We start from the raw sequence: 25,997 nt of genomic DNA, 5'->3' as shown, positions 1-25,997 counted from the left end.
AATCAGGACGCCAATCCCGGCACCTGATTTTGCAGGTGCGCCGCCATTTTATTACTGTGGTTTTATCCAGCAACTGACTTCGAAGGAAACTGGAAAGCGCCTCGCAAAATTCCTCGGCGGCCTGTTCCCCTCACCCTAACCCTCTCCCCAAAGGGGCGAGGGGATTGTTCACTGCTCGCATTAATTTGTGGAGATTCCTCAGCCCACAGGGAGAGGAAGAAAAGCGGGCACAAAAAAGCCGGGTTAAAAACCCGGCTTTTGAACTAAAACAACTCAGTGAGCCGCTTCCGGCTTGTGCTTCGCCGCGCTCTGGAAATCGTACGTCAGCTCGTTCTTCGCCTGGTCCAGCGCCACGGTCACCTGGCCGCCATCCACCAGCGAGCCAAACAGCAGCTCGTTCGCCAGCGGTTTCTTCAGGTTGTCCTGAATCACGCGCGCCATCGGACGGGCCCCCATCGCGCGGTCGTAGCCTTTCTCGGCCAGCCAGTTGCGGGCCTCCTGGCTCACTTCCAGCGACACGCCTTTCTGATCCAGCTGAACCTGCAGTTCGACGATGAACTTATCCACCACCTGATGGATCACCTCGGTAGACAGGTGATCGAACCAGATAATGTTGTCCAGACGGTTACGGAACTCCGGCGTGAAGATCTTCTTGATCTCCTCCATCGCATCGGTGCTGTTATCCTGGTGGATCAGGCCGATGGATTTACGCTCGGTTTCACGCACCCCGGCGTTGGTGGTCATCACCAGCACCACGTTGCGGAAGTCCGCCTTGCGCCCGTTGTTGTCGGTCAACGTCCCGTTGTCCATTACCTGCAGCAGGATGTTGAACACGTCCGGGTGCGCTTTCTCGATTTCATCAAGCAGCAGAACCGCGTGCGGATGCTTGATCACCGCGTCGGTGAGCAGGCCGCCCTGGTCAAAGCCCACGTAGCCCGGAGGCGCACCAATCAAACGGCTGACGGTGTGGCGCTCCATGTACTCGGACATATCAAAGCGCAGCAGCTCAATGCCCAGCGCTTTGGAGAGCTGAACCGTCACCTCGGTTTTCCCCACGCCGGTCGGGCCAGCGAACAGGAAGGAACCGACAGGCTTGTGGTCATGCCCCAGTCCGGCACGGGCCATTTTGATCGCTTCGGTTAAGGCCTCAATGGCTTTATCCTGACCAAAGACCAGCATTTTCAGGCGATTGCCGAGGGTGCGCAGCGTGTCGCGGTCGCTCTGAGAAACGCTCTTCTCAGGGATACGCGCGATGCGGGCCACCACGGACTCAATATCCGCCACGTTAACGGTTTTCTTACGCTTGCTGGCCGGCATCAGACGCGCACGCGCCCCTGCCTCATCAATCACGTCAATCGCCTTATCCGGCAGATGACGGTCGTTGATGTATTTCACCGCCAGCTCCACCGCCGCACGGACCGCTTTCGCGGTGTAACGCACGTCGTGGTGCGCTTCGTACTTCGGCTTCAGGCCGTTGATGATCTGCACCGTTTCCTCGACGGACGGTTCGGTCACGTCGATTTTCTGGAAGCGGCGCGCCAGCGCACGGTCTTTCTCAAAGATGTTGCTGAACTCCTGGTAGGTGGTGGAGCCAATCACGCGGATCTTGCCGCTGGAGAGCAGCGGTTTGATCAGGTTCGCGGCATCCACCTGGCCACCGGAGGCCGCCCCTGCGCCGATGATGGTGTGGATCTCATCGATAAACAGGATGCTGTTGGTATCCTGCTCCAGCTGTTTTAACAGCGCCTTGAAGCGTTTTTCAAAATCACCGCGGTATTTGGTGCCCGCCAGCAGCGAGCCGATATCCAGCGAGTAGATGGTGCAGTCGGCAATCACTTCCGGCACGTCGCCCTGCACAATGCGCCAGGCAAGGCCTTCGGCAATCGCGGTTTTACCCACGCCGGATTCCCCCACCAGCAGCGGGTTGTTCTTGCGGCGACGGCACAGCACCTGGATCGCACGCTCCAGCTCTTTATCGCGACCAATCAGCGGGTCGATACCGCCAACGCGAGCAAGCTGATTAAGGTTGGTGGTGAAGTTTTCCATACGATCCTCCCCGCCTGCTTGCTCTTCATTGTTATTGACCTGATTGCTGGAGTCCGATGCCTGGTTAGGCTCGTCTTTGCGCGTTCCGTGAGAGATAAAGTTAACCACGTCGAGGCGGCTGACTTCGTGTTTGCGCAGCAGGTAGGCAGCCTGTGACTCCTGCTCGCTGAAGATGGCGACTAAGACGTTTGCGCCAGTCACTTCGCTACGTCCGGAAGACTGGACGTGGAATACCGCGCGCTGCAGCACGCGCTGGAAGCTGAGCGTCGGCTGCGTGTCGCGCTCCGCTTCACTGGCTGGCAGCACCGGTGTGGTTTGTTCGATGAAGGCTTCGAGTTCCTGACGTAGCGCCACCAGATCCACGGAGCAGGCTTCCAGCGCTTCGCGGGCAGATGGGTTGCTAAGCAGTGCGAGCAGTAAATGCTCGACGGTCATAAACTCATGTCGGTGCTCACGCGCTCTGGCGAAAGCCATGTTTAAACTGAGTTCCAGTTCTTGATTGAGCATAGGCACCTCCCCCAATTTTATGCCTTATCAGGCCTTTTCCAGCGTACACAGCAACGGATGCTCGTTCTCCCTCGCATAGTCGTTCACCATCGCCACTTTGGTTTCCGCCACCTCGGCGGTAAAGATGCCGCAGATAGCTTTGCCACGATAATGAACGGTAAGCATCAGTTGCGTTGCACGTTCTACATCATAAGAAAAGAACTTTTGTAGCACGTCAATAACAAATTCCATCGGCGTGTAATCATCGTTCATTAACATAACTTTATACATAGATGGCGGTTTTAGCGCGTCACGCACTTTGTCTTCCGCCAGCTGGTCAAAATCCAGCCAGTCGTTGGTCTTACCCATTTTGCATAACCACTTTGAATCTACCTCAGATGTTAGATAACAATCATCTATTACTGTCATCCGCGATGTCTGTCACAAACTGTTGCAATAGCGTTAACTGCTTCAAACTTTGGTTGATTATTGTCCCAACTCCAGCGCCAAACGCTTGACGACGTCTTTCGTTTATCTAAATTGTACAAGCGTGAGATGGCGAGGTTTTGAACAGCCCCCACTCCACCACCGGTTCATTCCATCTTAATTTATAAGATTTACGAAGGATGTCGAAGCATGGAAATGGGTACTGTTAAGTGGTTCAACAACGCCAAGGGGTTTGGCTTCATCTGCCCCGAAGGCGGCGGCGAAGATATCTTCGCTCACTATTCCACCATTCAGATGGATGGTTACAGGACGCTCAAAGCCGGGCAATCCGTCCGGTTCGATGTACACCAGGGGCCAAAAGGCAATCATGCAAGCCTTATCGTACCCGTTGAAGCAGAAACGGTTGCATAGCTCTCTGTTTTATTGTGTACATCCCGCAGTCAAAATGCCAGCCCGATCGGCTGGCATTTTTATTTTCGGGTTATTCCCGAGCCAGCGCGTCCACCGGATCCAGCCGCGCCGCGTTGCGCGCAGGCAGCCAGCCAAACAAAATGCCGGTAAAGGTGGAACACAAAAACGCGGTGAGTATCGCGATCGGCGAGAAGCCAATCTCCCAGCCGGGTAAAAAGAGCTGGAGCGCAAAGGCAATCATCATCGAGAGCGCAATGCCCATCGCGCCGCCCACCAGACACACCAGCACCGCCTCAATCAGAAACTGCTGGAGCACGTCGCTGGCTCTGGCCCCGACCGCCATGCGGATGCCAATCTCCCGGGTGCGTTCGGTCACCGACACCAGCATGATATTCATCACCCCGATACCGCCGACGACCAGCGAGATCACTGCCACCAGCGTCAGGAACAGTTGAAGAGTACGTGTGGTCTTTTCCGCCGTTTTCAAGAGGCCGTCCATATTCCAGGTGAAGAAATCCTTCTTCCCGTGGCGCAATGTCAACAGCCGCTCCAGCTGCTGTTCCGCCAGCGCGCTGTCATAGCCCTCCTTCACGCGCACGGTGATGGAATTGAGCCAGGACTGGCCCATAATCCGCCCGGAGATGGTGGTATACGGCAGCCAGACGCGCAGGATCTTGCTGCTGCCGAACATCGACTGCTTCTCTTCCGCCACGCCAATGACCGTGGCAGGCATATTGCCGACCAGGATCACTTCGCCCACCACGTTCGCTTTATTGGGGAAGAGCTGTCTGCGCGAGTTGGCGTCCAGCACCACCACCTGCGCCCTGCCCGCCAGCTGTTCGGCGTTGAAGGTGGCGCCTTCGCTGAAGGTCATGCCGTAGACGTTAAAGTAATCGCCGCTCACGCCGTTAGCGCTGGCCGCCACGTCGATATTGCCGTAGCGCAGGCGTAGGTTTTGCGAGACCGCAGGCGTGGCGGAGTTCACCCACGGCTGCTTCTGGATGGCAGCCAGATCGTCATACTTCAGCGCCTGCTGATACTGCGGCTCGTCGTCGCCAAAGTCTTTGCCGGGATAAACGTCGATGGTGTTGGTGCCGATAGCGCGAATATCCGCCAGCACCAGTTGCTTGGCCGCGTCGCCCACCACCACTATCGACACCACCGAGGCAATACCGATGATGATGCCGAGCATGGTCAGCAGGGTGCGCATTTTATTGGCCGCCATCGCCAGCCAGGCCATGGTCAGCGCTTCACGAAAGCCGCTGGAGAACTGTCCCCAGCCGGTCGAAGCAGGCAGCGCTTCCTTCGGTGCCGCCGTTCTGGCCTCGCGCGGCGGCGGGTTGCTCACCAGCTCACCGTCGCGGATCTCGATAATGCGTTCGGCCTGGGCCGCCACCTGCGGATCGTGGGTAACGATAATCACCGTGTGGCCCTGATCGCGCAGCTGGTGCAGGATCGCCATCACCTCTTCGCCGGAATGGCTGTCGAGCGCCCCGGTCGGTTCATCCGCGAGGATCACCTGCCCGCCGTTCATCAGCGCACGGGCAATACTCACGCGCTGCTGCTGGCCGCCGGACAGCTGCGACGGCTGGTAATCCACCCGCTCCGCCAACCCCAGACGCGTTAACAGCCCCTTCGCGCGCTCAAGGCGTTTCTTACGCTCAACGCCCGCATACACCGCGGGCACCTCTACGTTTTGCGCCGCGCTAAGGTGAGAGAGCAGATGGTAACGCTGGAAGATAAAGCCAAAGTGTTCCCGGCGCAGCTTCGCCAGGGCGTCGCCGTCCAGCGTTGAGACGTCCGTCCCGGCCACGCGGTACGTGCCGCTGGTGGGTTTATCCAGGCAGCCGAGAATGTTCATCAGCGTCGATTTACCGGAACCCGACGCGCCTACGATCGCCACCATCTCGCCCGCCTCCACCCGCAGGGAGATGCCCTTCAGCACCTCCACCGGGCCGTCGCCCGACGGATAGCTGCGACGAATGTCATTCAGCTCAAGCAGCGCGGTCATTTAGCGGCTCCGGGCAGGCTTTCGCTGACAACAATCTCCTCGCCCTCTTCAAGCCCTTTTACCACCACCACGTCGGTGTCGTTGCGCGCGCCAATCACCACCTCGCGCTCGCGCGTCTCGCCGTTGCGCAGCACTTTCACCTTATAGCGATTGTCCCCGGCGGATTCACCCAGCGCGGAGAGTGGAACGGTCAGCACGTTCTTCACGCCGGTCAGTTGGATATGCACCTGGGCGGTCATGTCCAGACGCAGCACGCCCTTCGGGTTCGGGACTTCGAAACGCGCATAGTAGAATATGGCGTCGTTAACCTTTTCCGGCGTCGGTAGGATATCTTTCAGCACGCCTTCGTAGCGGGTTTGCGGGTCGCCGAGTACGGTAAACCAGGCGTTCTGCCCCGGCTTAAGATGGATCACATCCGCCTCGGAGACCTGGGCCTTCACCAGCATGGTGCTCATGTCCGCCAGCGTCAGAATGTTTGGCGCCTGCTGGGCGGCAATTACCGTCTGGCCCTGCAGCGTGGTAATTTGCGTCACTTCCCCGGCCATCGGCGCGACGATCTTTGTGTAATCAAGGTTGGTTTTCGCCGTATCCAGCGAGGCCTGATTACGCTTGATTTGCGCGTCAATCGTACCAATCTGCGCCTGTTTCACCGCCAGTTCAGTCGCGGCGGTGTCTAAATCCTGCTTTGAAATAGCCTGGGTTTTCGCCAGGGCCTGCTGGCGGGTCAGCGTTACCTGCGCCAGGTTACGCTCTGCCTGCGCCTGCGCACGCTGCGCGCGCAGCTCCATCAGCGTAGCTTCCACTTCGCGGATCTGGTTCTCAGCCTGCTCGGGATCGATAACGCCAAGCAGCTGGCCTTTTTTCACCTTGTCGCCAATCTCTACCGACAGCGTTTTCAGCTGGCCGCTGACCTGCGCGCCGACGTCAACTTTGCGCAGCGCATCAAGTTTGCCCGTCGCAAGGACGTTTTGCTGCAGTTCACCGGGACGAACGATCAGCGTCTGGTACTGCGGCACAGGCGCGTTAAGCACCTGCCATAACCAGAATCCACCGGCTACAATCACCAGCGCCAGCAGCAGAAACAGCGTTCTGCGTTTTCCCTTGAGGTTCATAAATATTCCAATTAAATGTTCTGGCAATAATAAACGTTGATTCTATCTAAACGACTCCTTAACGAAACCCCCGTTCTCCGAAATCACCTTAATTTGTTTACAAGACGTTGATATTTCACCTGCTGAAATAGCGGTATTCCAAAAGACTCAGGATTTATCATGTCTTCTATCGTCGATACACCTCTTTCAAACCTGACGCAGCCGACATCCGGCTGGCAGCTCTTCAAAAACCTGGCGTTCGGTAAGATCGCGCCCGGCCTTGCATGGCAGAACCCCGCCTATCGCCGTAAGTTCATGCTGCGTTCGCTGGCAACGCCCGTGAGCACGTCTCGCCTGTTAACGAACCTCGCTAAGCAGCCTCGTCTGATGCAGATGTTGCAGGTGCAGCCCGGTCTGCCGTGTCGGCTTCACCGTCCCTGGCTGACGGTGAAAATGGACCGTCAGCATGCGCTGGAATCCCTGAACTGGCACTATGAGGCCATGAGCCGCCAGCTTCCGGCCACGCTCCTGAAGGGCTATCTTTCGACGCAGGGGACTACGCTGCTGACCTTAACCGGGAAAGATGACCAGCCATTTACCGTCCGCCTGTGTGCCGATGCGTTTCTGGATAAAGAGGGCGAGGCCACACTCACCTACTGCGACGGTCAGAATACGGTGCTGGCGGAGCTAACCTTTACGCTCTGCCAGTTTGAAGGAAAATCGACGCTGTTCATCGGCGGTTTGCAGGGCGCGAAAGCGCATGTTCCCCATGAGCAGATCCAGAAAGCGACGAAGGCCTGCCACGGCCTGTTCCCGAAACGCCTGCTGGTTGAAGCCGCCATGACGTTCGGCGCCGCATTCCCGGTCGCGCAAATTGTTGCCGTCAGTAACGCCACCCATATTTATCGCAGCTGGCGCTACCGCAAGAAAAAAGAGGGGAAACTGCTGGCCGATTACGACAGCTTCTGGAGTTCCCTCGGTGGGGAAAAACAGGATAGCGGCCACTTTATGCTGCCGCTTGCCATGCCGCGTAAACCGATGGACGAGATTGCGAGCAAAAAACGTTCTGAATATCGCCGCCGCTACGCGCTGCTGGATAGCCTGATTCAGCAGGTAGAACAGGCAACCCGGCGTTAATCCGCCCTTCCGCGTGCCAGCCACAGCACGCGGGAGAACATTTTCCGCAGCAGCGTCGGAACGGCCTCCACGCCCCGCCTTCCCGCTTCCGTCGCCACTTCAATGGCTAAATCCGGTTTCGACGAACGGTGAATAGCTTTGGCGATCACGCGCCGCATGTTCATTGGTACGTCGATCGGCACCATCGCAATGCGGTGGAATACGTCGTCAAAGCCCTGACGGTACATAAAATGCTCCATGTCCATCGCGGGCAGCATCGTTAAGTGGTCGCGCTCTTCTTCGCGCTCGTTGTTCAGCAGGCTGCGCACGGTTGAGGCATATTTTTTCCCCGCCTCGTCACCGTCCACCAGCACATGCCATTCAATTCCCATTCGGCGGGCAAATTTTATCAGCGGTTTTAATCCCGACTGGGCAAATTCGATGACCTTAATGCCCTCTGCATCAAAATGGTGGCCGCACTGGCGCGCCAGTTCGTTGATGACCCAGGTTTCCGTTTCCCCCTCAACCAGCAGCCAGCAGCGGGCAAAGAGCGACGAAGCGCGATTAAAGCGGATGTGAAACGCGATACGCCGCCCGTCTTCGGCATTCATCCCGCCGGGTCCGAGGCGGTACGCGGATACGCGGGAGGACTCGCGCACCAGACGGCAGATGTGCTCCACCGGCGTCAGCGATAGCAGTTCACCGGAATTGGTGGTGGTAATCCGCTGGAGCGGCAGCAGATTGAGCAGGTGCCATGCCACGGAGAGCATGATGGGGTGCAGGCGCGTTTCCGGGTCTTCCACCAGCAGCAGCGGCCGTGCGTCCCGGTCAAGACGCACGGTGCCCTTCGCCTGCAGAAGCGTTGAAAACAGCCCCAGTAAAATCACCCGATGGGTACGCCCGCCGGGCCGGTCAATCATCCGGTTGATGATGTCGAGATAGCGCCAGCTGCGCTGTTCATCATGAGAGCGGCGGCGCATCAAACGATGGCGGGACTCCGACGTGCCCTGCTCGGAAAAGTAGTGCTCCAGCAGCTGCACCATCGCGGACAGCCCCTGACGAATTTGACCATCGGTAAGATTCTGCGGACGCGACACCAGCTCTCGCGCCAGAAAATCCAGCTCGCGGGCGGTGACCTCCACTTCCGGCATGTTCGGTACGGTGCCGTTACGAATACGGCGCATAAAGCGCGCATCGCGCAGGCGTAACACCGGCGTCAGGCGGATCAGATGACGCGCAAGATCGTCGATATTCTCCAGCGGGATCGGGTTGGCTTTCTCGTCGAGGAATTCACGCAGGGTCAGCACCCCCTCGTTTTCCGCCATCTCCCCTTCCAGACGGTAGAAAATCCGGTGGAAACCATCGTCGCAGGGCACCCAGCAGGGCGACAGCGGACGGAAGCGACGCACGCGGTGACGGCCGGGCTCGGACTCGCGGAACGTCAGGATGATATGCAGATGCTTCTCGCGGCCCGTCACGTCGCCGGGCGGGAACCAGAAATCATCATGAACAAAGTGGTACAAATCATCTTCGGGTGAAAGCAGCAGCGTCAGCGCATCCAGCAGGCTGGACTTACCCCACGCGTTCTCGCCGATCAGGACGTTGTTCTGCTCCAGCTGAAGCGACAGGCGGTTAATACCGCGAAACCCGACAATTTCCACACGTTCGAGAAGCATAAATCCCCCGCGAAATGATCACTTTTTCCTTTAAGTTATCAGCAGTATAGCGGCAGGAATCCTGGCACGACAGCAGAACATTCATCCTTGCGAGATTTGAACTATGCTCTATTTACCGCTGACTTGAACAAGGATTGACATCACATTGCCTTAAATCAAATTAATCGAATTTATTTAAGTGGCGAAGGGGTGTTGTTGGTTTTTAAAATACGGGCTCTTTGAGTCGTCATCCCTTTATGGCGATATATCCCGCGCGCGGGAAAACGCGTGGAAAATAATTTTGAGGTGGTTATGTTTAGAAAATTGGCAGCAGAGTGCTTTGGTACATTCTGGCTGGTATTTGGTGGCTGCGGTAGCGCCGTTCTGGCAGCAGCATTCCCGGAATTAGGCATTGGTTTTGTCGGCGTGGCGCTGGCGTTTGGTTTAACCGTATTAACCATGGCGTTTGCCGTAGGGCATATTTCCGGGGGTCATTTTAACCCGGCGGTGACATTAGGTTTATGGGCGGGCGGCCGTTTCCCGGCAAAAGAGGTTATTGGCTACATCGTGGCGCAGGTAGTTGGCGGTATTATTGCGGCGGGCGTTCTGTACGTCATTGCCAGCGGTAAAGCGGGCTTTGACGCAGCGGCCAGCGGCTTCGCCTCTAACGGCTTCGGCGAACACTCTCCGGGCGGTTATTCCATGCTGTCTGCCATCGTCATTGAAATTGTGCTGACCGCAGGCTTCCTGCTGGTGATCCACGGCGCAACCGACAAATACGCGCCAGCAGGTTTTGCGCCTATTGCCATCGGTCTGGCGTTGACGCTTATCCACCTGATTTCTATTCCGGTCACCAACACCTCCGTGAACCCGGCGCGCAGCACCGCGGTGGCCATTTTCCAGGGCGGCTGGGCGCTTGAGCAGCTGTGGCTGTTCTGGGTGATGCCGATCGTCGGCGGTATTCTGGGCGGCGTGCTGTACCGCACCCTGCTGGAAAAACGCGATTAATCTATCCCTCCCTCTCCCCGTGGGAGAGGGCCGGGGTGTGGGCAACAGGCCGCACATACAAGCCGGGTAAGGCGCAGCCGCCACCCGGCTTTCTTTTGCCGCTTTACTGAATAGCCTTTATTGGGTAGTGTCTCTGGCGCTTAACGAATACTCAAAAGGACCGGCTGTTCATGTTTTCAGGACTCCTCATTATTCTGCTGCCCCTGATTGCGGGCTATCTTATTCCGCTGCGTCATGAATCGGCCTTAAAGCTTATCAACCGTTTTCTCAGCTGGATTGTTTACGTCATTCTGTTCTTTATGGGGATCAGCCTGGCCTTCCTGGATAATCTGGCGACGAATTTACTTTCCATCCTGCATTATTCTGCGGTCACCGTGGTGGTTATTTTGCTGTGCAATATTGCCGCCCTGCTGTGGCTGGAACGCACTATTCCGTGGAAAAATAATCACCACCAGGAAAAGCTGCCCTCCCGAATTGCAATGGCGCTGGAATCATTAAAGCTCTGCGGCGTCGTGGTGCTCGGATTTCTTCTGGGCCTTACCGGATGGACATTTTTACAGCACGCAACAGAGGCCAGCGAATATACCCTGATCTTCCTGCTGTTCCTGATTGGCATTCAGCTGCGAAATAACGGCATGACGCTGAAACAGATCGTCCTGAACCGTCGGGGAATGATCGTTGCCGTTATGGTTGTCGCCAGCTCAATGGTGGCGGGCGTCATTAATGCCTTTATTCTCGATCTGCCTCTGAAGACCGGCCTGGCGATGGCCTCCGGGTTCGGCTGGTACTCCCTCTCCGGTATTCTGCTGACCGAATCCTTCGGCCCGGTCATCGGCAGCGCCGCCTTCTTTAACGATCTGGCGCGAGAGCTGATTGCCATCATGCTGATCCCGGGTCTGGTTCGCCGCAGCCGCTCAACGGCGCTGGGCTTGTGCGGCGCGACGTCGATGGACTTTACCCTGCCGGTCCTTCAGCGTTCTGGCGGGCTGGAGATGGTGCCCGCCGCCATCGTACACGGCTTTATTTTAAGTCTGCTGGTTCCGGTTATGATGGCCTTCTTCTCCGCCTGATACTTCTTTGGCGGTAGGTTTCCTGCCGCCAAAATTGCGCTAAATCAATCTCCCCCTATTTTGTAGCAGAAAGCCCTTTTCACCGTTCAGGCACAGGCATAACCTTAAACATGTATATCAAATATAACTTTAACAGGTGTGATTATGTTTTGTGTGCAATGTGAACAAACCATCCGTACCCCGGCAGGCAATGGCTGCTCTTACGCACAGGGTATGTGCGGCAAAACCGCAGAAACATCAGACCTGCAGGACCTGCTGATTGCTGCCCTGCAAGGCCTTTCCGCATGGGCGTTCAAAGCCCGCGAATACGGCATTGTCGACCACTACGTCGACAGCTTCGCCCCGCGCGCGTTTTTCTCCACGCTGACCAACGTTAACTTCGACTCTCCGCGCATCGTCGGCTATGCCCGTGAAGCGATTGCCCTGCGCGAAGCGCTGAAGGCGCAGTGCCTGAAGGTGGATGCTAACGCTCATGTGGACAATCCTATGTCAGAGCTTCAGCTGGTGAGCGACGATCTGGGCGACCTCCAGCGCCAGGCGGCAGACTTTACCCCGAATAAAGACAAAGCGGCGATTGGCGAGAATATTCTCGGCCTGCGCCTGCTGTGCCTGTACGGCCTGAAAGGCGCTGCGGCCTATATGGAGCACGCGCACGTGCTCGGTCAGTACGACAATGACATCTACGCTCAGTACCACAAGATCATGGCGTGGCTGGGTACCTGGCCTGCCGATATGAATGCTCTGCTTGAGTGCTCAATGGAAATCGGCCAGATGAACTTCCGCGTGATGAGCATTCTGGATGCTGGTGAAACCAGCACCTACGGCCACCCGACGCCGACACAGGTCAACGTGAAAGCGACCGAAGGCAAGTGCATCCTGATTTCGGGTCATGATCTGAAAGATCTCTACAACCTGCTGAAGCAGACCGAAGGCACCGGTGTTAACGTCTATACCCACGGCGAAATGCTGCCGGCGCACGGCTACCCGGAGCTGCGTAAATTCAGGCATCTGATCGGTAACTACGGCAGCGGCTGGCAGAACCAGCAGGTGGAGTTTGCCCGTTTCCCGGGCCCTATCGTGATGACCTCTAACTGCATCATCGACCCGACCGTGGGCGCGTATGACGACCGCATCTGGACCCGCAGCATCGTCGGCTGGCCGGGCGTGAGCCACCTCGAAGGCGACGATTTTGGCCCGGTTATCGCCCAGGCGCAGCAGATGGCGGGCTTCCCGTACAGCGAAATTCCGCACCTGATCACCGTCGGCTTCGGTCGCGAGACGCTTCTCGGCGCCGCTGACTCGCTGATCGATCTCGTCAGCCGTGAAAAGCTGCGCCACATCTTCCTCGTCGGCGGATGCGACGGCGCGCGCGGCGAACGTAACTACTTCACCGATTTCGCCACCCGCGTGCCGGAAGACTGCCTGATCCTGACCCTGGCGTGCGGTAAATACCGTTTCAACAAGCTGGACTTCGGCGACATCGAAGGTCTGCCGCGCCTGATTGATGCGGGCCAGTGTAACGATGCCTACTCGGCCATTATTCTGGCGGTCACGCTGGCGGAAAAACTGGGCTGCGGCGTCAACGATCTGCCGCTCTCCCTGGTGCTCTCCTGGTTTGAGCAGAAAGCGATTGTCATCCTGCTCACCCTGCTCTCTCTGGGCGTGACCAACATCGTGACCGGCCCGACTGCGCCAGGTTTCCTGACGCCGGACCTGCTGGCCGTTCTGAACGAGAAATTCGGTCTGCGCTCAGTCACCAACGTTGAAGATGATATGAAGCAACTGCTGAGCGCGTAAGGAGCTATTCATGACCATGCCAACCTCACAATGTCCGTGGCGGATGCAGGTTCATCACATCCATCAGGAGACGCCGGATGTGTGGACGCTTTCGCTGCTCTGTCACGACTACTATCCGTACCGTGCAGGCCAGTATGCGCTGGTCAGCGTCCGCCATTCGGCGGACACCCTGCGCGCCTACACGATCTCCTCCACACCGGGCGTGAGCGAGTACATCACGCTCACCGTCCGCCGCATTGATGACGGTGCCGGCTCTCAGTGGCTGACCCGTGACGTGAAGCGCGGAGATTACATCTGGCTGTCCGACGCGCAGGGAGATTTCACCTGTGACGACAAGGCAGACGATAAATTCCTGCTGCTGGCGGCGGGCTGCGGCGTAACGCCGATTATGTCGATGCGCCGCTGGCTGGCGAAGAACCGCCCGCAGGCCGACGTGCAGGCGATCTTCAGCGTGCGCTCTCCGGAAGACGTTATTTTCGCCGAGGAGTGGCGTGATTATCCGGTGACGCTGGTGGCGGAACACAACGCGACACACGGCTTTGTGCCCGGCCGCCTGAGCCGTGAGCTGCTGCAAAGCGTGCCGGACATTGCGAACCGTACCGTAATGACCTGCGGCCCGGCGCCGTACATGGATATCGTGGAGAAAGAGGTGAAAGCGCTCGGCGTAACCCGCTTCTTTAAAGAGCAGTTCTTCACGCCGGTGGCGGAAGCGGCAAGCAGCGGGATTCAGTTCACCAAGCTGCAGCCCGCGCAGACCTTCTTTGGCCGCGTGGGCACCACGCTGCTGGAAGCGCTGGAAAGCAACAAGGTACCGGTAGTAGCGGCCTGCCGTGCGGGCGTGTGCGGCTGCTGTAAGACGAAGGTCGTTTCCGGGGAGTACACCGTCACCAGCACCATGACGCTGTCCGACGCGGAGATTGCCGAGGGTTACGTGCTGGCGTGCTCGTGCCACCCGCAGGGGGACCTGATCCTCGCATAAACGGTAAACGTTCGGTCGAAGGCCCGGTAAGCGTCAGCGCCACCGGGCTTTTGTCGGATGACACTGCGTATACCCGACCTGGATTGTGCAGGCTGCTTGTACGGCAGTGAACGAGAATGGCAAAATCGCCGCAGCGGTAACGATTTTCTAAGCTGCCTGTACGGCAGTGAACAAGCTAATGACGGCTCAAACATTGATCTGTATTTTCTAAGCTGCCTGTACGGCAGTGAACCTGGCTGGGGCGGGTTTACGACGATTGTTTTTTTTCTAAGCTGCCTGTACGGCAGTGAACGGCGGCGTGCTGGTTGTCCTACTCTGGCGCTCTTTCTAAGCTGCCTGTACGGCAGTGAACTGCTGCGAGTGGGACGGACTCAGTGGCTGGCTTTTCTAAGCTGCCTGTACGGCAGTGAACTTCCAGGAAGCGCTATCCGTGGGGTTCATGGATTTCTAAGCTGCCTGTACGGCAGTGAACTGGAACAATCTACACCTATAACCTTGTAAGATAAAGAATTCCCCTAAAAATTCCCCTTAAACCCTTTTTTTACCACTTACAATTCAACCTAATAAAATCAATCACTTAAAACCCACCAATAAAAAATGGTCCGTAGACCCCTTCCTTCATTCCAGCACCCAACTTTCACCGCCACGCCGGACCTTTCCCCAGCGCAAACCGCCCTGCCCCTAAAAACGCCACCGTCAGCGAGCCAATAAAGAAGTACACCAGGCTTTCAATCGCCCATGCACCGACCTTATCGAGCGCGAATGTCTCATCCATTCCCACCATCAGCCACGCCACGATCATGGTAAACGCCAGCACCAGCGCGGCCGGGCGCGTGAAGAGGCCGACAATAATCAGTATCGGTGCCACCACTTCACCAACCAACACGCCGTAAGCGATAAACCCCGGCAACCCTTTTTCCACCAGCATGCCGCTGATGAACCCCACACCGCCCAATAGCTTGTGCAAACCGTGAAACAGCATCAGCCCGCCGACGGTAAGTCGTAACAAGAGTTTGCCAAAATCGTCGTGAGACAGCTTTTCATTAACAGCAATTAACATTGATTTAACCATTTGAAATGATTCCTGTTTCCATCCAAGTGATGACCAGATTATGCTGAATAATCGCACAGGAAAACCACCTTTAATTGAGGGGTAAAGAGCAGGCAATACAGTGACTTTCTTCTAAGCTTGTAAGCGATATCACAAAAAGGAGACGGACAACCATGAAACAAACCGTGGCTGCATACATAGCGAAGACCCTTGAACAGGCAGGTGTAAAACGTATCTGGGGCGTAACCGGCGATTCCCTGAACGGGCTTAGCGACAGCCTCAACAAGATGAAGACCATCGAGTGGATGCCCACCCGCCATGAAGAGGTCGCCGCCTTCGCCGCGGGTGCCGAAGCGCAGCTCACCGGAGAGCTTGCCGTGTGTGCGGGCTCGTGCGGGCCGGGCAACCTGCATCTGATCAACGGCCTGTTCGACTGCCACCGTAACCACGTGCCGGTGCTGGCGATTGCCGCCCATATTCCCTCTTCCGAAATCGGCAGCGGCTATTTTCAGGAGACGCATCCGCAGGAGCTGTTCCGTGAATGCAGCCACTATTGCGAGCTGGTTTCATCCCCGGAGCAGATCCCGCAGGTGCTGGCGATCGCCATGCGCAAGGCCGTGCTGAACCGTGGTGTGTCAGTTGTCGTCATCCCCGGCGACGTGGCGCTCAAGGCCGCGCCGGAAGGGGCCAGCACCCACTGGTACCACGCCCCGCAGCCGGTGGTGACGCCTGCCGAAGAAGAGCTGAAAAAGCTGGCGCAGCTGCTCCGTTACTCCAGCAATATCGCCCTGATGTGCGGCAGCGGCTGCGCGGGCGCGCATAAAGAATTACTTGAGTTCGCCGGTAAGCTCAAAGCGCCTATCGTCCACGCCCTGCGCGGCAAAGAGCACGTGGAATACGACAACCCCTTTGATGTGGGCATGACCGGGCTTATCGGTTTCTCCAGCGGCTTCCACACCATGATGAATGCCGACACGCTCATTCTGCTCGGCACCCAGTTCCCGTACCGCGCGTTCTACCCGACGGATGCCAAAATTATTCAGATTGATATCAACCCGGCCAGCATCGGCGCGCACAGCAAGGTCGATATGGCGCTGGTGGGCGACATCAAATCCACCCTTGCCGCCCTGCTGCCGCTGCTGGAAGAAAAAACGGATCGCAAGTTCCTCGATAAAGCCCTGAGCGATTATCGCGACGCGCGCAAGGGGCTGGACGACCTCGCCAAACCGAGCGACAAAGCCATTCACCCGCAGTATCTGGCGCAGCAGATCAGCCATTTTGCGGACGACGACGCCATTTTTACCTGCGACGTCGGCACGCCAACCGTCTGGGCGGCGCGCTATCTGAAGATGAACGGCAGACGCCGACTGCTCGGCTCGTTCAACCACGGCTCGATGGCCAACGCCATGCCGCAGGCGCTGGGCGCAAAAGCGACGGCACCGGAGCGCCAGGTGGTGGCGATGTGCGGTGACGGCGGGTTCAGCATGCTGATGGGGGATTTCCTGTCGGTAGTGCAGATGAAGCTCCCGCTGAAAATCGTGGTCTTTAACAACAGCGTGCTGGGCTTCGTGGCGATGGAGATGAAGGCCGGAGGCTATCTCACGGACGGCACCGAGCTGCACGACACCAACTTCGCGCGCATCGCCGAAGCCTGCGGCATCACCGGTATTCGGGTAGAGAAAGCCTTCGAGGTGGATGAAGCCCTGCAGCGCGCTTTCTCTATCGACGGCCCGGTACTGGTAGATGTCGTCGTCGCCAAAGAAGAGCTGGCCATCCCGCCGCAGATCAAGCTGGAGCAGGCCAAAGGTTTTAGCCTCTACATGCTGCGCGCCATCATCAGCGGGCGCGGAGACGAAGTGATCGAACTGGCAAAAACCAACTGGCTCAGGTAAAACATTTCGCATGACCTCTTAAACTAAAGGGATGTGAAATGATTGATTTGCGTAGTGATACCGTTACCCGCCCGAGCCGTGCCATGCTAGAAGAGATGATGGCCGCCCCGGTCGGGGACGACGTCTACGGCGATGACCCGACGGTCAACGAACTGCAGCGCTATGCGGCAGAGCTGAGCGGCAAGGAGGCCGCCCTGTTCCTGCCAACCGGCACGCAGGCGAACCTGGTGGCGCTGCTCAGCCACTGCGAGCGCGGTGAAGAGTATATCGTCGGCCAGGGCGCGCATAACTATCTCTACGAAGCCGGCGGTGCTGCCGTGCTCGGCAGCATTCAGCCGCAGCCGATTGACGCCGCACCGGACGGCTCCCTGCCGCTCGACAAGGTGGCGGCGAAAATCAAAGCCGACGATATTCACTTCGCCCGCACCAGGCTGCTCAGCCTCGAAAACACCCACAACGGCAAAGTCCTGCCGCGCGAGTACCTGAAAGCGGCGTGGGAATTAACCCGCGAGCGCAGGCTCGGCCTGCACGTTGACGGCGCGCGTATCTTCAACGCCGTGGTGGAGTACGGCTGCGAACTGAAAGAGATAACGCAGTATTGCGACTCGTTCACCATTTGCCTCTCAAAAGGTCTGGGTACACCGGTGGGCTCCCTGCTGGTCGGCAATGCGGACTACATCAAGCGCGCCAACCGCTGGCGTAAAATGACCGGCGGCGGCATGCGTCAGGCCGGCATTCTGGCGGCCGCGGGGCTGTACGCGTTAAAAAATAACGTGGCGCGCCTTAAGGACGATCACGACAACGCCGCGTGGATGGCGACGCAGCTGCGCGAGATCGGCGCAGACGTGATGCGTCATGACACCAACATGCTGTTCGTTCGCGTGGGAGAAGAGCACGCCGCTGCGCTGGGCGAATTTATGAAAGCGCGTGGCGTGCTGATCAACGCCTCCCCGATCGTGCGTCTGGTGATGCATCTCGACGCGAGCCGCGAACAGCTGGCGGACGTGGTGAAACACTGGCAGGCGTTTTTACAGCGCTAAGGAGCATCACGTGCCGCAACGCATTCTGGTGCTTGGCGCCAGCGGATATATTGGTCAGCATCTCACCTCTGCGTTAAGCCAGCAGGGGCATCAGGTGCGGGCAGCGGCACGCAACACCGAGCGTCTGCAAAAACTCACTTTGCCTGGCGTGACCTGTCACAACGTCGATCTCAACTGGCCGAAGGAGCTTCCCGCGCTGCTGGAAGGGGTCGACACGCTTTACTACCTGGTTCACAGCATGGGCGAAGGCGGCGATTTCATCGCCCACGAGCGGCAGGTGGCGATGAACGTCCGCGATGCCCTGCTGCAAACGCCGGTGAAGCAGGTGATTTTTTTAAGCTCGCTTCAGGCGCCCGAACACGAGCAGTCCGATCACCTGCGCGCCCGCCAGCTGACGGCCGACACGCTTCGCGGGGCGAATATTCCCGTCACCGAGCTGCGCGCCGGGATCATCGTCGGCGCGGGTTCCGCCGCCTTCGAGGTGATGCGCGACATGGTCTACAACCTGCCGGTGCTCACGCCGCCGCGCTGGGTGCGCTCTCGCACCACGCCAATTGCGCTGGAGAACCTGCTGCATTATCTGGTTGCCCTGCTGGAGCACCCGACAGAGCAACACCGCGTGCTGGAAGCCGCTGGCCCGGAGGTGCTGAGCTATCAGGAACAGTTCGAACATTTCATGCGCGTCAGCGGCCGCCGCCGCTGGCTTATCCCCATCCCCTTCCCGACCCGCTGGATATCGGTGTGGTTTTTGAATGTGATCACCTCGGTTCCCCCGACGACCGCGAAGGCGCTGATCCAGGGGCTGAAGCACGATCTGCTGGCGGACGATCGCGCGCTGCGCGCGTTGATCCCCCAGGAATTGATCCGCTTTGACGACGCGGTGCGCCATACGCTGAAGGAAGAAGAGAAGCTGGTGAACTCCAGCGACTGGGGTTACGACGCCCAGGCCTTTGCCCGCTGGCGGCCCGAATACGGCTATTACCCGAAGCAGGCGGGCTGCACGGTAAAAACCTCTGCCAGTCTCCACGCGCTGTGGGAGGTAGTGAACCAGATCGGCGGCAAAGAGCGCTATTTCTTCGGCAATATCCTCTGGCAAACGCGCGGCGCGCTGGATCTGCTGGTAGGCCATCGTCTGGCGAAAGGTCGTCCTGCCGCCCCATATCTCAACGTGGGCGATACGGTCGACAGCTGGAAGGTGATCATCGTCGAACCGGAAAAACAGCTGGCGCTGCTGTTCGGCATGAAGGCTCCGGGCCTGGGGCGGCTCTGCTTTACGCTCAGGGACAAAGGCGACCACCGGGAACTGGACGTTCGCGCCTGGTGGCACCCGCACGGGATGCCGGGTCTGTTCTATTGGCTACTGATGATCCCCGCGCACCTGTTTATCTTCAGGGGGATGGCGAAACGCATTGCGCAACTGGCAGAACAAAAGACGAAAATAACTCAATAAAACCCTCTTTCTTTCACCTTTCCCATTGCAACACATCGTAATTCACGAAAGAATGCGCACGAAATTCTTTTCAACACAGTGGATTGATATGAAGGTACTGGTTACCGGGGCGACCAGCGGCTTAGGCCGAAATGCGGTCGAATTTCTGCGCAACAAGGGCATCAGCGTCAGGGCCACCGGTCGCAACGAAGCGATGGGTAAACTGCTGCAAAAAATGGGCGCGGAGTTCGTCCATGCCGACCTGACGGAGCTGGTCTCCTCGCAGGCGAAGGTGATGCTCGCCGGTATCGACACGCTGTGGCACTGCTCCAGTTTTACCTCCCCGTGGGGAACCCAGGAAGCCTTCGATCTCGCCAACGTGCGCGCCACGCGTCGTCTGGGCGAATGGGCCGTCGCCTGGGACGTGCGTAACTTTATCCATATCTCCTCTCCGTCGCTCTATTTCGACTATCACCACCATCGCGACGTGCAGGAGGATTTCCGTCCTGCTCGCTTTGCCTGTGAGTTTGCCCGCAGTAAAGCGGCCAGCGAAGAGGTGATCGACCTGCTGGCCCAGTCAAACCCGCACACCCGTTTTACGGTCCTGCGTCCGCAGAGCCTGTTCGGGCCGCATGACAAGGTGTTTATTCCGCGTCTGGCGCAGATGATGCACCACTACGGCAGCGTGCTGCTGCCGCGCGGCGGCGATGCGCTGGTGGATATGACCTATTACGAAAATGCTGTCCACGCCATGTGGCTGGCAAGCCAGCCGGACTGCGACAAGCTGATTTCCGGGCGCGCGTATAACATCACCAACGGCGAACCCTGTACGCTGCGCAGTATTGTGCAGCGGCTGATTGATGAACTGCAGATCGACTGCCGTATCCGTTCCGTGCCCTACCCGATGCTGGACATGATCGCCCGCAGCATGGAGCGTTTTGGCAGTAAATCCGCCAAAGAGCCTGCGCTGACGCACTATGGGGTATCGAAGCTCAACTTTGATTTTACGCTGGATATTTCGCGGGCGGAGAACGAGCTGGGGTATAAACCGATTGTGACGCTGGATGAAGGCATTATGCGCACGGCGGCATGGTTACGGGATCACGGGAAGCTTCATCGCTAGCGTTTTGCCCGCCTGCAACAGCACCGTACCGTCCCCTCGCCCCTCCGGGGAGAGGGTTAGGGTGAGGGGAAAGTGCAAATACAAAAACGGCAACCTTTCGGTTGCCGTTTGCTGTTTATAATGCCGTCCAGGCATCAGACCATGCCAGACCTGCGCCTGGTTCATAGTATGCCGGGGCGTTGTTACACCAGCCGCTGTACGGGAACGGTTTGCACTGGAACAGTTTACCGTGGTTGTTCACGATATCACCTGCGTTGTACTTGCTGTTCGCGCTCCACGCCGGGTAAGAGCCGGAAGTGCCTTCGTCCTGAGACGGGGTCGCTTTCGCCTTCACGTTCAGCAGATATGAGGTGGTGCTGCTCAGCTCGCCATCGCTGACGGTCAGGCTCACTTCAATCTGCTGCGCCGTTGCGGACTCAGGTGCAGTGAAGGTCACTACCGCTTTGTCTTCGCCGGTCACGGTCTGGCCGTCCTGAGAGCGCCAGGTATAGGTCAGCTTATTGCCGTCGACATCGGTAGAACCTTCGGCGCTCAGAGAGACCTGTGCGCCCGCGTCAACAGCCCCGATTGGACCCGCAATATGCGCAACCGGTGCATGGTTTGCCACTACAGGCTCTGCCGGGGTTTCATCCGGCGTCGGCGCTGGTGCCGGTGCCGGCGTTTCATCTTCGGAAGGCGTTGGCGTTACCGGGGTTTCGTCCGGCGTTACGGCAGAGCCGTCATCGTTTACGATATTGACGTTATAGAACTTCTGCACGCACTTGGTGTAGTCACCGTCTTTAAAGGCGCTGAACGGCGTCTGGTAGCCCACCAGCTGGCAAGAGTAGGTCTTACCGTCCGGCGTATCAGCGCTCCATCCCCAGTCCTGTTCCCAGTAAATCTTCAGGGCACCGGCACCGTATTCGTCGAACTGCTTCATGTTGGCGCAGCCCAGCACTTCATTGGCCGGAACGGGCACTTTCAGATAGTTCGCGAACTCTTTGTAGTACTTGATACGGTTCTGCGACTGGGCAATTTCAGTCGGGCCGCCGCACTCTACGCCGCCGTTGATGATCTGGGTGGTCACGCCGAAGCCAGGGACCAGACCGTTGGCTTTATCGTGATCGTTCGGCTGCCACGTGCCGTCGATAACCTGCAGCATGCTTGGTTTAGGCGGCTGCGGGTAGGCGAAGAAGAAGATCGCACTCGCCAGGTTCAGCCAGGTGTCCGCCACCAGCTCAGGTTTGTCGAGCAGCGTACGCACGTCGCCGTACATCGCTTCAGAGAATGGACCGTAGTTGTAGTTGTAGGACAGCTGCTTCGCACCGCGGCCGAAGTAGCTCAGGAAGTCGCCGTCTTTGTCTTTACCGCACGGCCAGGTCTGGCCCTGCCAGACGTCTGGGTTACATTCGCCGTTATAGCCGCCCTTCTGGCCTTCGCTCCAGCCCATTTCACGCACGTGCACCAGCGCCTGACGCCATTCGGCTTCAGGACGCCAGCTTTCGTGACCGCCGGTCTCTTGGGCAAAGTGAGCAAACATGGTTGCTAGCTCTTTGCGGCAGATCGCGTCGCTGTCACGGCCGTCGTTGTAGGTCTTACACAGCGCCGGGAATTTACCTACCGCTTTCAGGAAGTTGCTGTAGGTGTATGCCTGAGCACGCAGCGGGAACAGGTATTCCCAGTCGCTGGCTTTCACAATCCCTTCAACGCGCTTCACGTTTTCCGGTTTCGCCGCGCGGCCTGGTTCAATCAGTTCAACCTGAGCGTTGTCCAGAGTCTTGATGGTCTCTTTAACGGAGGCCATCAGCGGGAAATCCGTCAATTCCTTCTCTTTCTTCGCCAGATCGCTGGCTTTCATGGTGTATGGTTCACTGGTGGTCGCCTGCAGCGAGGCAGCCTGCGCCATAAACGGTGCTACGCATGCGCCGGCAACGAGTACACTCAGTAACGTCCTTTTATTCATTTCAGTATTCCTGTTAATTGAAGTTAAAGATAAATCCCGGCTTATGTATTAATCCATTAATAAATAAACCACAGACAGCTGTTTTCACTTTTCGAAGAACACCCTCGGGAATTCTTCAAAAATAAAAAACCTTAATATTGCGCCGCTAATTTCAACTGTTGATATTTTTTCCAGACCTTATGCGCATACTTCATTCGCTGCGGATAATTCTCTTTTTTTAAACCGGCGTTATAGGCACCTACCGCTTCCCAGTTATAGCCGTACACCTTGATCATCCCTGAAAGGATGGAGGCGCCGACCATGATGGAGGTACAGGGTTCGGTCATCAGCCGATATTCGTCAATGCCTCTGCTTTCCAGCTCCGTAAAATGTGTACTGTTAATCTGCATCAGCCCGACATCACGCGTGCCGTCATGATTTTGCCCAACCGCATACGGATTCATACCGGATTCAACATTGGCTATGGCATACAATAAATACGGATCGACATGATAATAGTGCGCTGCTCTGTCCCAACAATTTGCCAGTGCGCTTTGGCTTATTATTAATAACAACAATATTACCTTTTTCATTTTTACCTGCTGTAAGCGTCAGTGATTTCTCCTTAGCAACATCCTGTAAAATGAATTTTGAATCACTCACCATCCCTCACGGGGATGGTGAGTGTTTATCGGGCTATATTATTTGCAGTCTGTTGAAGGACCTTCTTTCACCCATACATCGCTGTTAGCCGGGTTATCACCGCGAGTCCACCATTTGGCACGGTAAACGTTGCCCTCGTAGGTGGTGGTATCACCGCCGTTGTAGACCAGGTCAGAACGCCAGTTCATCTTCACGTCGCTGACCAGTTCCCATGCGTCCACACCGAAGCCAGGCTGGTTGCCCTGCGTCCAGTACTTCGCTTTCCACACCAGATGGTCGAAGCTGACGGTATCGCCATTGTTGTAGATTTTGCTGGCATCCCACGCGGCATACTTGCTGGCGTTAGCATCAACAGGCGCGTCGCAGCTGCCGGTTGCAGAGCCTTCGTCAGAAGGTGGTGTAACGTCATCAGCCGGAGGAGTAACGTCGTCCGCTGGAGGCGTCACATCATCAGCAGGTGGCGTAACGTCAGCCGGTTTCGGATTCACGGTCACCTGGACGTTAGACTGCACGCTGGTTTTACCGTCGCTCACCACAACACTCAGGGTGTAGGAAGAGGCGGAGCTCACTTCCGGTGCGGTGATGTTCACATTCGCCGTGTCGGTACCGGTCGCGTGCATATCCGCTGGAACGCTCCAGGCGTAGGTCAGTGCATCACCGTCTGGATCCGCAGCCTGCGCATGCAGAGCGTAGGTTTCACCCGCCTGCAGCGTTACCGCTTCCATTGCATTGACAACGGGTGCCTGGTTCGCTTTTGGCGCTTTGTTCACAACCTGCACATCAATCGCGTTGCTCAGGCCTTTCGCGTCGGTCACCGTCAGGCGGAACGCCAGAGTCTGATCGCTGGTAGCAGCCGCAACGTTGAAGGTCGCTTTCGCTTTGGTGCTGTTGGTGAGGGTCACAGATGGGCCAGAAATCTGGGTCCATTTGTAGGTAATGGCATCGCCATCCGGGTCGGTTGAGGCGGAGCCATCCAGCGTAACAGTGGCCGGACCGGAGATGGTCTGGTCTGTCGATGACGCGATTGGCGCGTGGTTGGTCACCACAGGCTCAACCGGCGTAGAGCTGCCCAGCAGGCTTTCGTTCATGGCGTTCAGAATGTCGCCGTTGTCAGAGTCAATAGACCAGGAGAACAGACCGCCCAGTTTGTTGGCCAGAACGTATTTACCTTTCGCAGCGGCAGAGCGCGCATCTTCATAGGAGATCAGATCGCCGGTTGACTTGTTGAAGACATAAGGCGCTTCCGCGTCAGCATCGTAACCGTATTCCCAGCCTGGCTTACCTTTGTACTCGTTCACAATCTGACGATAATCCACCACGCCCGGTTCCCAGGTGCCTTTAACAGGTCCTGTTGCGGTACCGGTGAACGGATTGTCGCCCGTCTGGCCGTGTACGCCGGTCCAGCCGCGACCGTACATGCCCGCACCCACCACAATTTTGCCAGGCTGTACGCCCTGCTGGAGCAGCGCATTCACGCCGTTTTCGGTGGTGTAGTCGGTATCTGGACGCCATGCTGGTGCACGCAGCGCCGCCTGGTGACCCAGCACCGTGTTGCTCCACGCGCCGTAGAAGTCGTAGCTCATCAGGAAGATATGATCGAGATACTGCTGCGCGGTGGTGTAATCCACATCTTCAATCTTGTCTTTACCGGAACCAATCGCGGTGGTCAGTTCGTAGGTACGGCCCGTCTTCGCAGACAGTTCATCCATCATCGCGCGCAGGTCGTGCATCAGGGCGGTGTAGGTTGCCTTATCCTGCTGCGGGTTGCCCAGCGCCGCGTTCTCACCGCCGCCGCCCGGGAATTCCCAGTCGATATCTACACCGTCAAAGAATTTCCAGGTCTGCAGGAACTCTTTCACTGAGGAGACAAAGCGGGCGCGAATGGCCGGATCGTTCATCTGATAGAACGGGTCAGACAGGGTCCAGCCGCCGATAGATGGCAGAACTTTCAGGCCTGGATGCGCTTTTTTCAGCGCCATCAGCTGACCAAAGTTGCCTTTGTATGGGTCGTCCCAGTTAGAGACGCCGGACTGTGGCTTTTGCAGGGCTGCCCACGGATCGTGGATCGCCACGGTGTAGTCCTGACGGCCGTTACAGGCGCGCTTCAGGGCTTCAAAGCTATTACCGCCTTCGATAGATTTCAGGCTGTCGTTGATGCCGTCACCGCCGCAGATTGGAATGAAGCCGTACAGAATGTGGTTCAGGTTAGCCGCAGGGATTTTATCAACCGGGAAGTTACGGCCATACACGCCCCACTCTGGGAAGTAGGCACCGACCACTTTATCGGTATGCTGTGCGAAGGTTTTGTTGTTCTCCAGCATCGGCGCGTTCAGCGGCAGCAGGTGGCTACCGTCGGTGTCCGCAACGATAATCAGCTTGCTGGCGCTTTTGGTGCAGCCGCTGGCATTACAAAGTTCAACTTGTTCCTGGTAGCGTCCACCTTTTTTTACCTTGAAGGTGGCAGAGCCGGACGCGCTGCCCGCGCCAGACCAGACCGTGGTGCCGTCCAGCAGCACTTTCGCTGAGGTTGGCGCGTCGCCACTCCAGACATTCCACTCAACCTTCACGTCCACGCCGTCAGGGTGAACTTTGACAAGGCTGTTATAGTCCTGTGCAGCCTGGTCTACTTCTACCAGCGCAAATTTGTCATTACCGCTGCTAATAGTAGGCGTACCGGGTGCCGCTGCAAATACTGAGCTTGTTGCGGCTGCAACAAAAAGCGCCAGATATTTAGGCTTCATAAATTTCATTTTTATTTCCT

At 57.4% G+C, this 25,997-nt stretch carries 19 protein-coding genes and 1 CRISPR repeat array; of the genes, 10 read left to right on the top strand and 9 right to left on the bottom strand.

Going from position 1 to position 25,997, the window contains the following annotated elements:
* Positions 1 to 273: 273 nt before the first annotated feature.
* Entirely contained in the window at positions 274 to 2,553 is a 2,280-nt protein-coding gene (gene clpA / locus ACR42C_RS07775) for an ATP-dependent Clp protease ATP-binding subunit ClpA (protein WP_479984973.1), read from the bottom strand.
* A gap of 27 nt (positions 2,554 to 2,580) precedes the next feature.
* On the bottom strand, positions 2,581 to 2,901 hold the full coding sequence (clpS, locus tag ACR42C_RS07770; protein WP_006174393.1) for an ATP-dependent Clp protease adapter ClpS: 321 nt from the start codon (positions 2,899 to 2,901) through the stop codon (positions 2,581 to 2,583).
* A gap of 267 nt (positions 2,902 to 3,168) precedes the next feature.
* Between clpS and cspD the strand changes: the two genes are divergently transcribed.
* The gene (cspD, locus tag ACR42C_RS07765; protein ID WP_006809408.1) at positions 3,169 to 3,390 is read left to right on the top strand and encodes a cold shock-like protein CspD; all 222 of its coding nucleotides are present in this window, start codon (positions 3,169 to 3,171) and stop codon (positions 3,388 to 3,390) included.
* A 70-nt stretch (positions 3,391 to 3,460) separates the two neighbouring features.
* Here cspD and macB read toward each other — a convergent pair whose 3' ends face one another.
* Together macB and macA are read right to left on the bottom strand one after the other, a co-directional pair.
* Positions 3,461 to 5,401 (bottom strand): macrolide ABC transporter ATP-binding protein/permease MacB, encoded by a 1,941-nt coding sequence (macB, locus tag ACR42C_RS07760; protein ID WP_479984972.1) that lies wholly within the window; start codon positions 5,399 to 5,401, stop codon positions 3,461 to 3,463.
* A complete protein-coding gene (macA, locus tag ACR42C_RS07755) occupies positions 5,398 to 6,513 on the bottom strand; it encodes a macrolide transporter subunit MacA (RefSeq protein WP_479984971.1) in 1,116 nt (371 codons plus the stop codon). Before macA ends, macB begins: the two co-directional genes overlap by 4 nt.
* A 159-nt stretch (positions 6,514 to 6,672) precedes the next feature.
* Between macA and ACR42C_RS07750 the strand changes: the two genes are divergently transcribed.
* On the top strand, positions 6,673 to 7,629 hold the full coding sequence (locus tag ACR42C_RS07750; protein WP_479984970.1) for a VirK/YbjX family protein: 957 nt from the start codon (positions 6,673 to 6,675) through the stop codon (positions 7,627 to 7,629).
* Here the strand turns inward: ACR42C_RS07750 and ACR42C_RS07745 are convergent.
* Positions 7,626 to 9,284, bottom strand: a complete 1,659-nt coding sequence (locus ACR42C_RS07745; RefSeq protein ID WP_192982963.1) for an ATP-dependent endonuclease — start codon at positions 9,282 to 9,284, stop codon at positions 7,626 to 7,628. The genes ACR42C_RS07750 and ACR42C_RS07745 overlap by 4 nt on opposite strands.
* A 291-nt stretch (positions 9,285 to 9,575) precedes the next feature.
* On the opposite strand from ACR42C_RS07745, the gene aqpZ reads away from it, so the two are divergent.
* The 4 genes from aqpZ (at position 9,576) to hcr (ending at position 14,117) form a co-directional block, all read left to right on the top strand.
* Complete coding sequence (gene aqpZ, locus ACR42C_RS07740) at positions 9,576 to 10,271, top strand: aquaporin Z (RefSeq protein ID WP_014831264.1); 696 nt, start codon at positions 9,576 to 9,578, stop codon at positions 10,269 to 10,271.
* Positions 10,272 to 10,441: 170 nt separating this feature from the next.
* A complete protein-coding gene (locus tag ACR42C_RS07735; RefSeq protein ID WP_116340996.1) occupies positions 10,442 to 11,341 on the top strand; it encodes a LysO family transporter in 900 nt (299 codons plus the stop codon).
* 144 nt (positions 11,342 to 11,485) lie between these two features.
* Complete coding sequence (hcp, locus tag ACR42C_RS07730; protein ID WP_316380030.1) at positions 11,486 to 13,138, top strand: hydroxylamine reductase; 1,653 nt, start codon at positions 11,486 to 11,488, stop codon at positions 13,136 to 13,138.
* A gap of 10 nt (positions 13,139 to 13,148) precedes the next feature.
* Positions 13,149 to 14,117: an NADH oxidoreductase gene (gene hcr, locus ACR42C_RS07725; RefSeq protein WP_479984969.1), complete on the top strand. Its 969-nt coding sequence runs from the start codon at positions 13,149 to 13,151 to the stop codon at positions 14,115 to 14,117.
* Between the two features lie 84 nt (positions 14,118 to 14,201).
* Positions 14,202 to 14,589: a CRISPR direct-repeat array (repeat unit 28 nt; unit sequence TTTCTAAGCTGCCTGTACGGCAGTGAAC).
* Positions 14,590 to 14,754: 165 nt separating this feature from the next.
* Here hcr and ACR42C_RS07720 read toward each other — a convergent pair.
* A complete protein-coding gene (locus ACR42C_RS07720; RefSeq protein ID WP_320720166.1) occupies positions 14,755 to 15,189 on the bottom strand; it encodes a DoxX family protein in 435 nt (144 codons plus the stop codon).
* 152 nt (positions 15,190 to 15,341) lie between these two features.
* Here ACR42C_RS07720 and poxB point away from each other — a divergent pair, with 152 nt between their 5' ends.
* From poxB to ACR42C_RS07700, 4 genes are all read left to right on the top strand, one after another.
* On the top strand, positions 15,342 to 17,060 hold the full coding sequence (gene poxB / locus ACR42C_RS07715; RefSeq protein WP_479984968.1) for a ubiquinone-dependent pyruvate dehydrogenase: 1,719 nt from the start codon (positions 15,342 to 15,344) through the stop codon (positions 17,058 to 17,060).
* A gap of 38 nt (positions 17,061 to 17,098) precedes the next feature.
* Positions 17,099 to 18,100 carry a low-specificity L-threonine aldolase gene (ltaE, locus tag ACR42C_RS07710; RefSeq protein WP_479984967.1) on the top strand — a complete coding sequence of 334 codons (1,002 nt, stop codon included), beginning with the start codon at positions 17,099 to 17,101 and terminating at the stop codon, positions 18,098 to 18,100.
* Positions 18,101 to 18,110: 10 nt separating this feature from the next.
* A complete protein-coding gene (locus tag ACR42C_RS07705) occupies positions 18,111 to 19,550 on the top strand; it encodes an SDR family oxidoreductase (protein ID WP_479984966.1) in 1,440 nt (479 codons plus the stop codon).
* Positions 19,551 to 19,638: 88 nt separating this feature from the next.
* A complete protein-coding gene (locus tag ACR42C_RS07700) occupies positions 19,639 to 20,652 on the top strand; it encodes an NAD-dependent epimerase/dehydratase family protein (protein ID WP_479984965.1) in 1,014 nt (337 codons plus the stop codon).
* Between the two features lie 115 nt (positions 20,653 to 20,767).
* Here ACR42C_RS07700 and ACR42C_RS07695 read toward each other — a convergent pair whose 3' ends face one another.
* From ACR42C_RS07695 to ACR42C_RS07685, 3 genes are all read right to left on the bottom strand, one after another.
* On the bottom strand, positions 20,768 to 22,594 hold the full coding sequence (locus ACR42C_RS07695; RefSeq protein WP_479984964.1) for a glycoside hydrolase family 19 protein: 1,827 nt from the start codon (positions 22,592 to 22,594) through the stop codon (positions 20,768 to 20,770).
* Between the two features lie 131 nt (positions 22,595 to 22,725).
* Positions 22,726 to 23,166: a type III secretion system invasion protein IagB gene (iagB, locus tag ACR42C_RS07690; protein ID WP_116341012.1), complete on the bottom strand. Its 441-nt coding sequence runs from the start codon at positions 23,164 to 23,166 to the stop codon at positions 22,726 to 22,728.
* A 108-nt stretch (positions 23,167 to 23,274) separates the two neighbouring features.
* Positions 23,275 to 25,986, bottom strand: a complete 2,712-nt coding sequence (locus tag ACR42C_RS07685; RefSeq protein ID WP_479984963.1) for a glycosyl hydrolase family 18 protein — start codon at positions 25,984 to 25,986, stop codon at positions 23,275 to 23,277.
* Between the last annotated feature and the right edge of the window lie 11 nt (positions 25,987 to 25,997).

This window comes from Enterobacter sp. MG-EB028, assembly GCF_056673305.1.
Note: the sequence above shows the minus strand (reverse complement) of the source record. Positions and strands in the feature narration are given on the sequence as shown.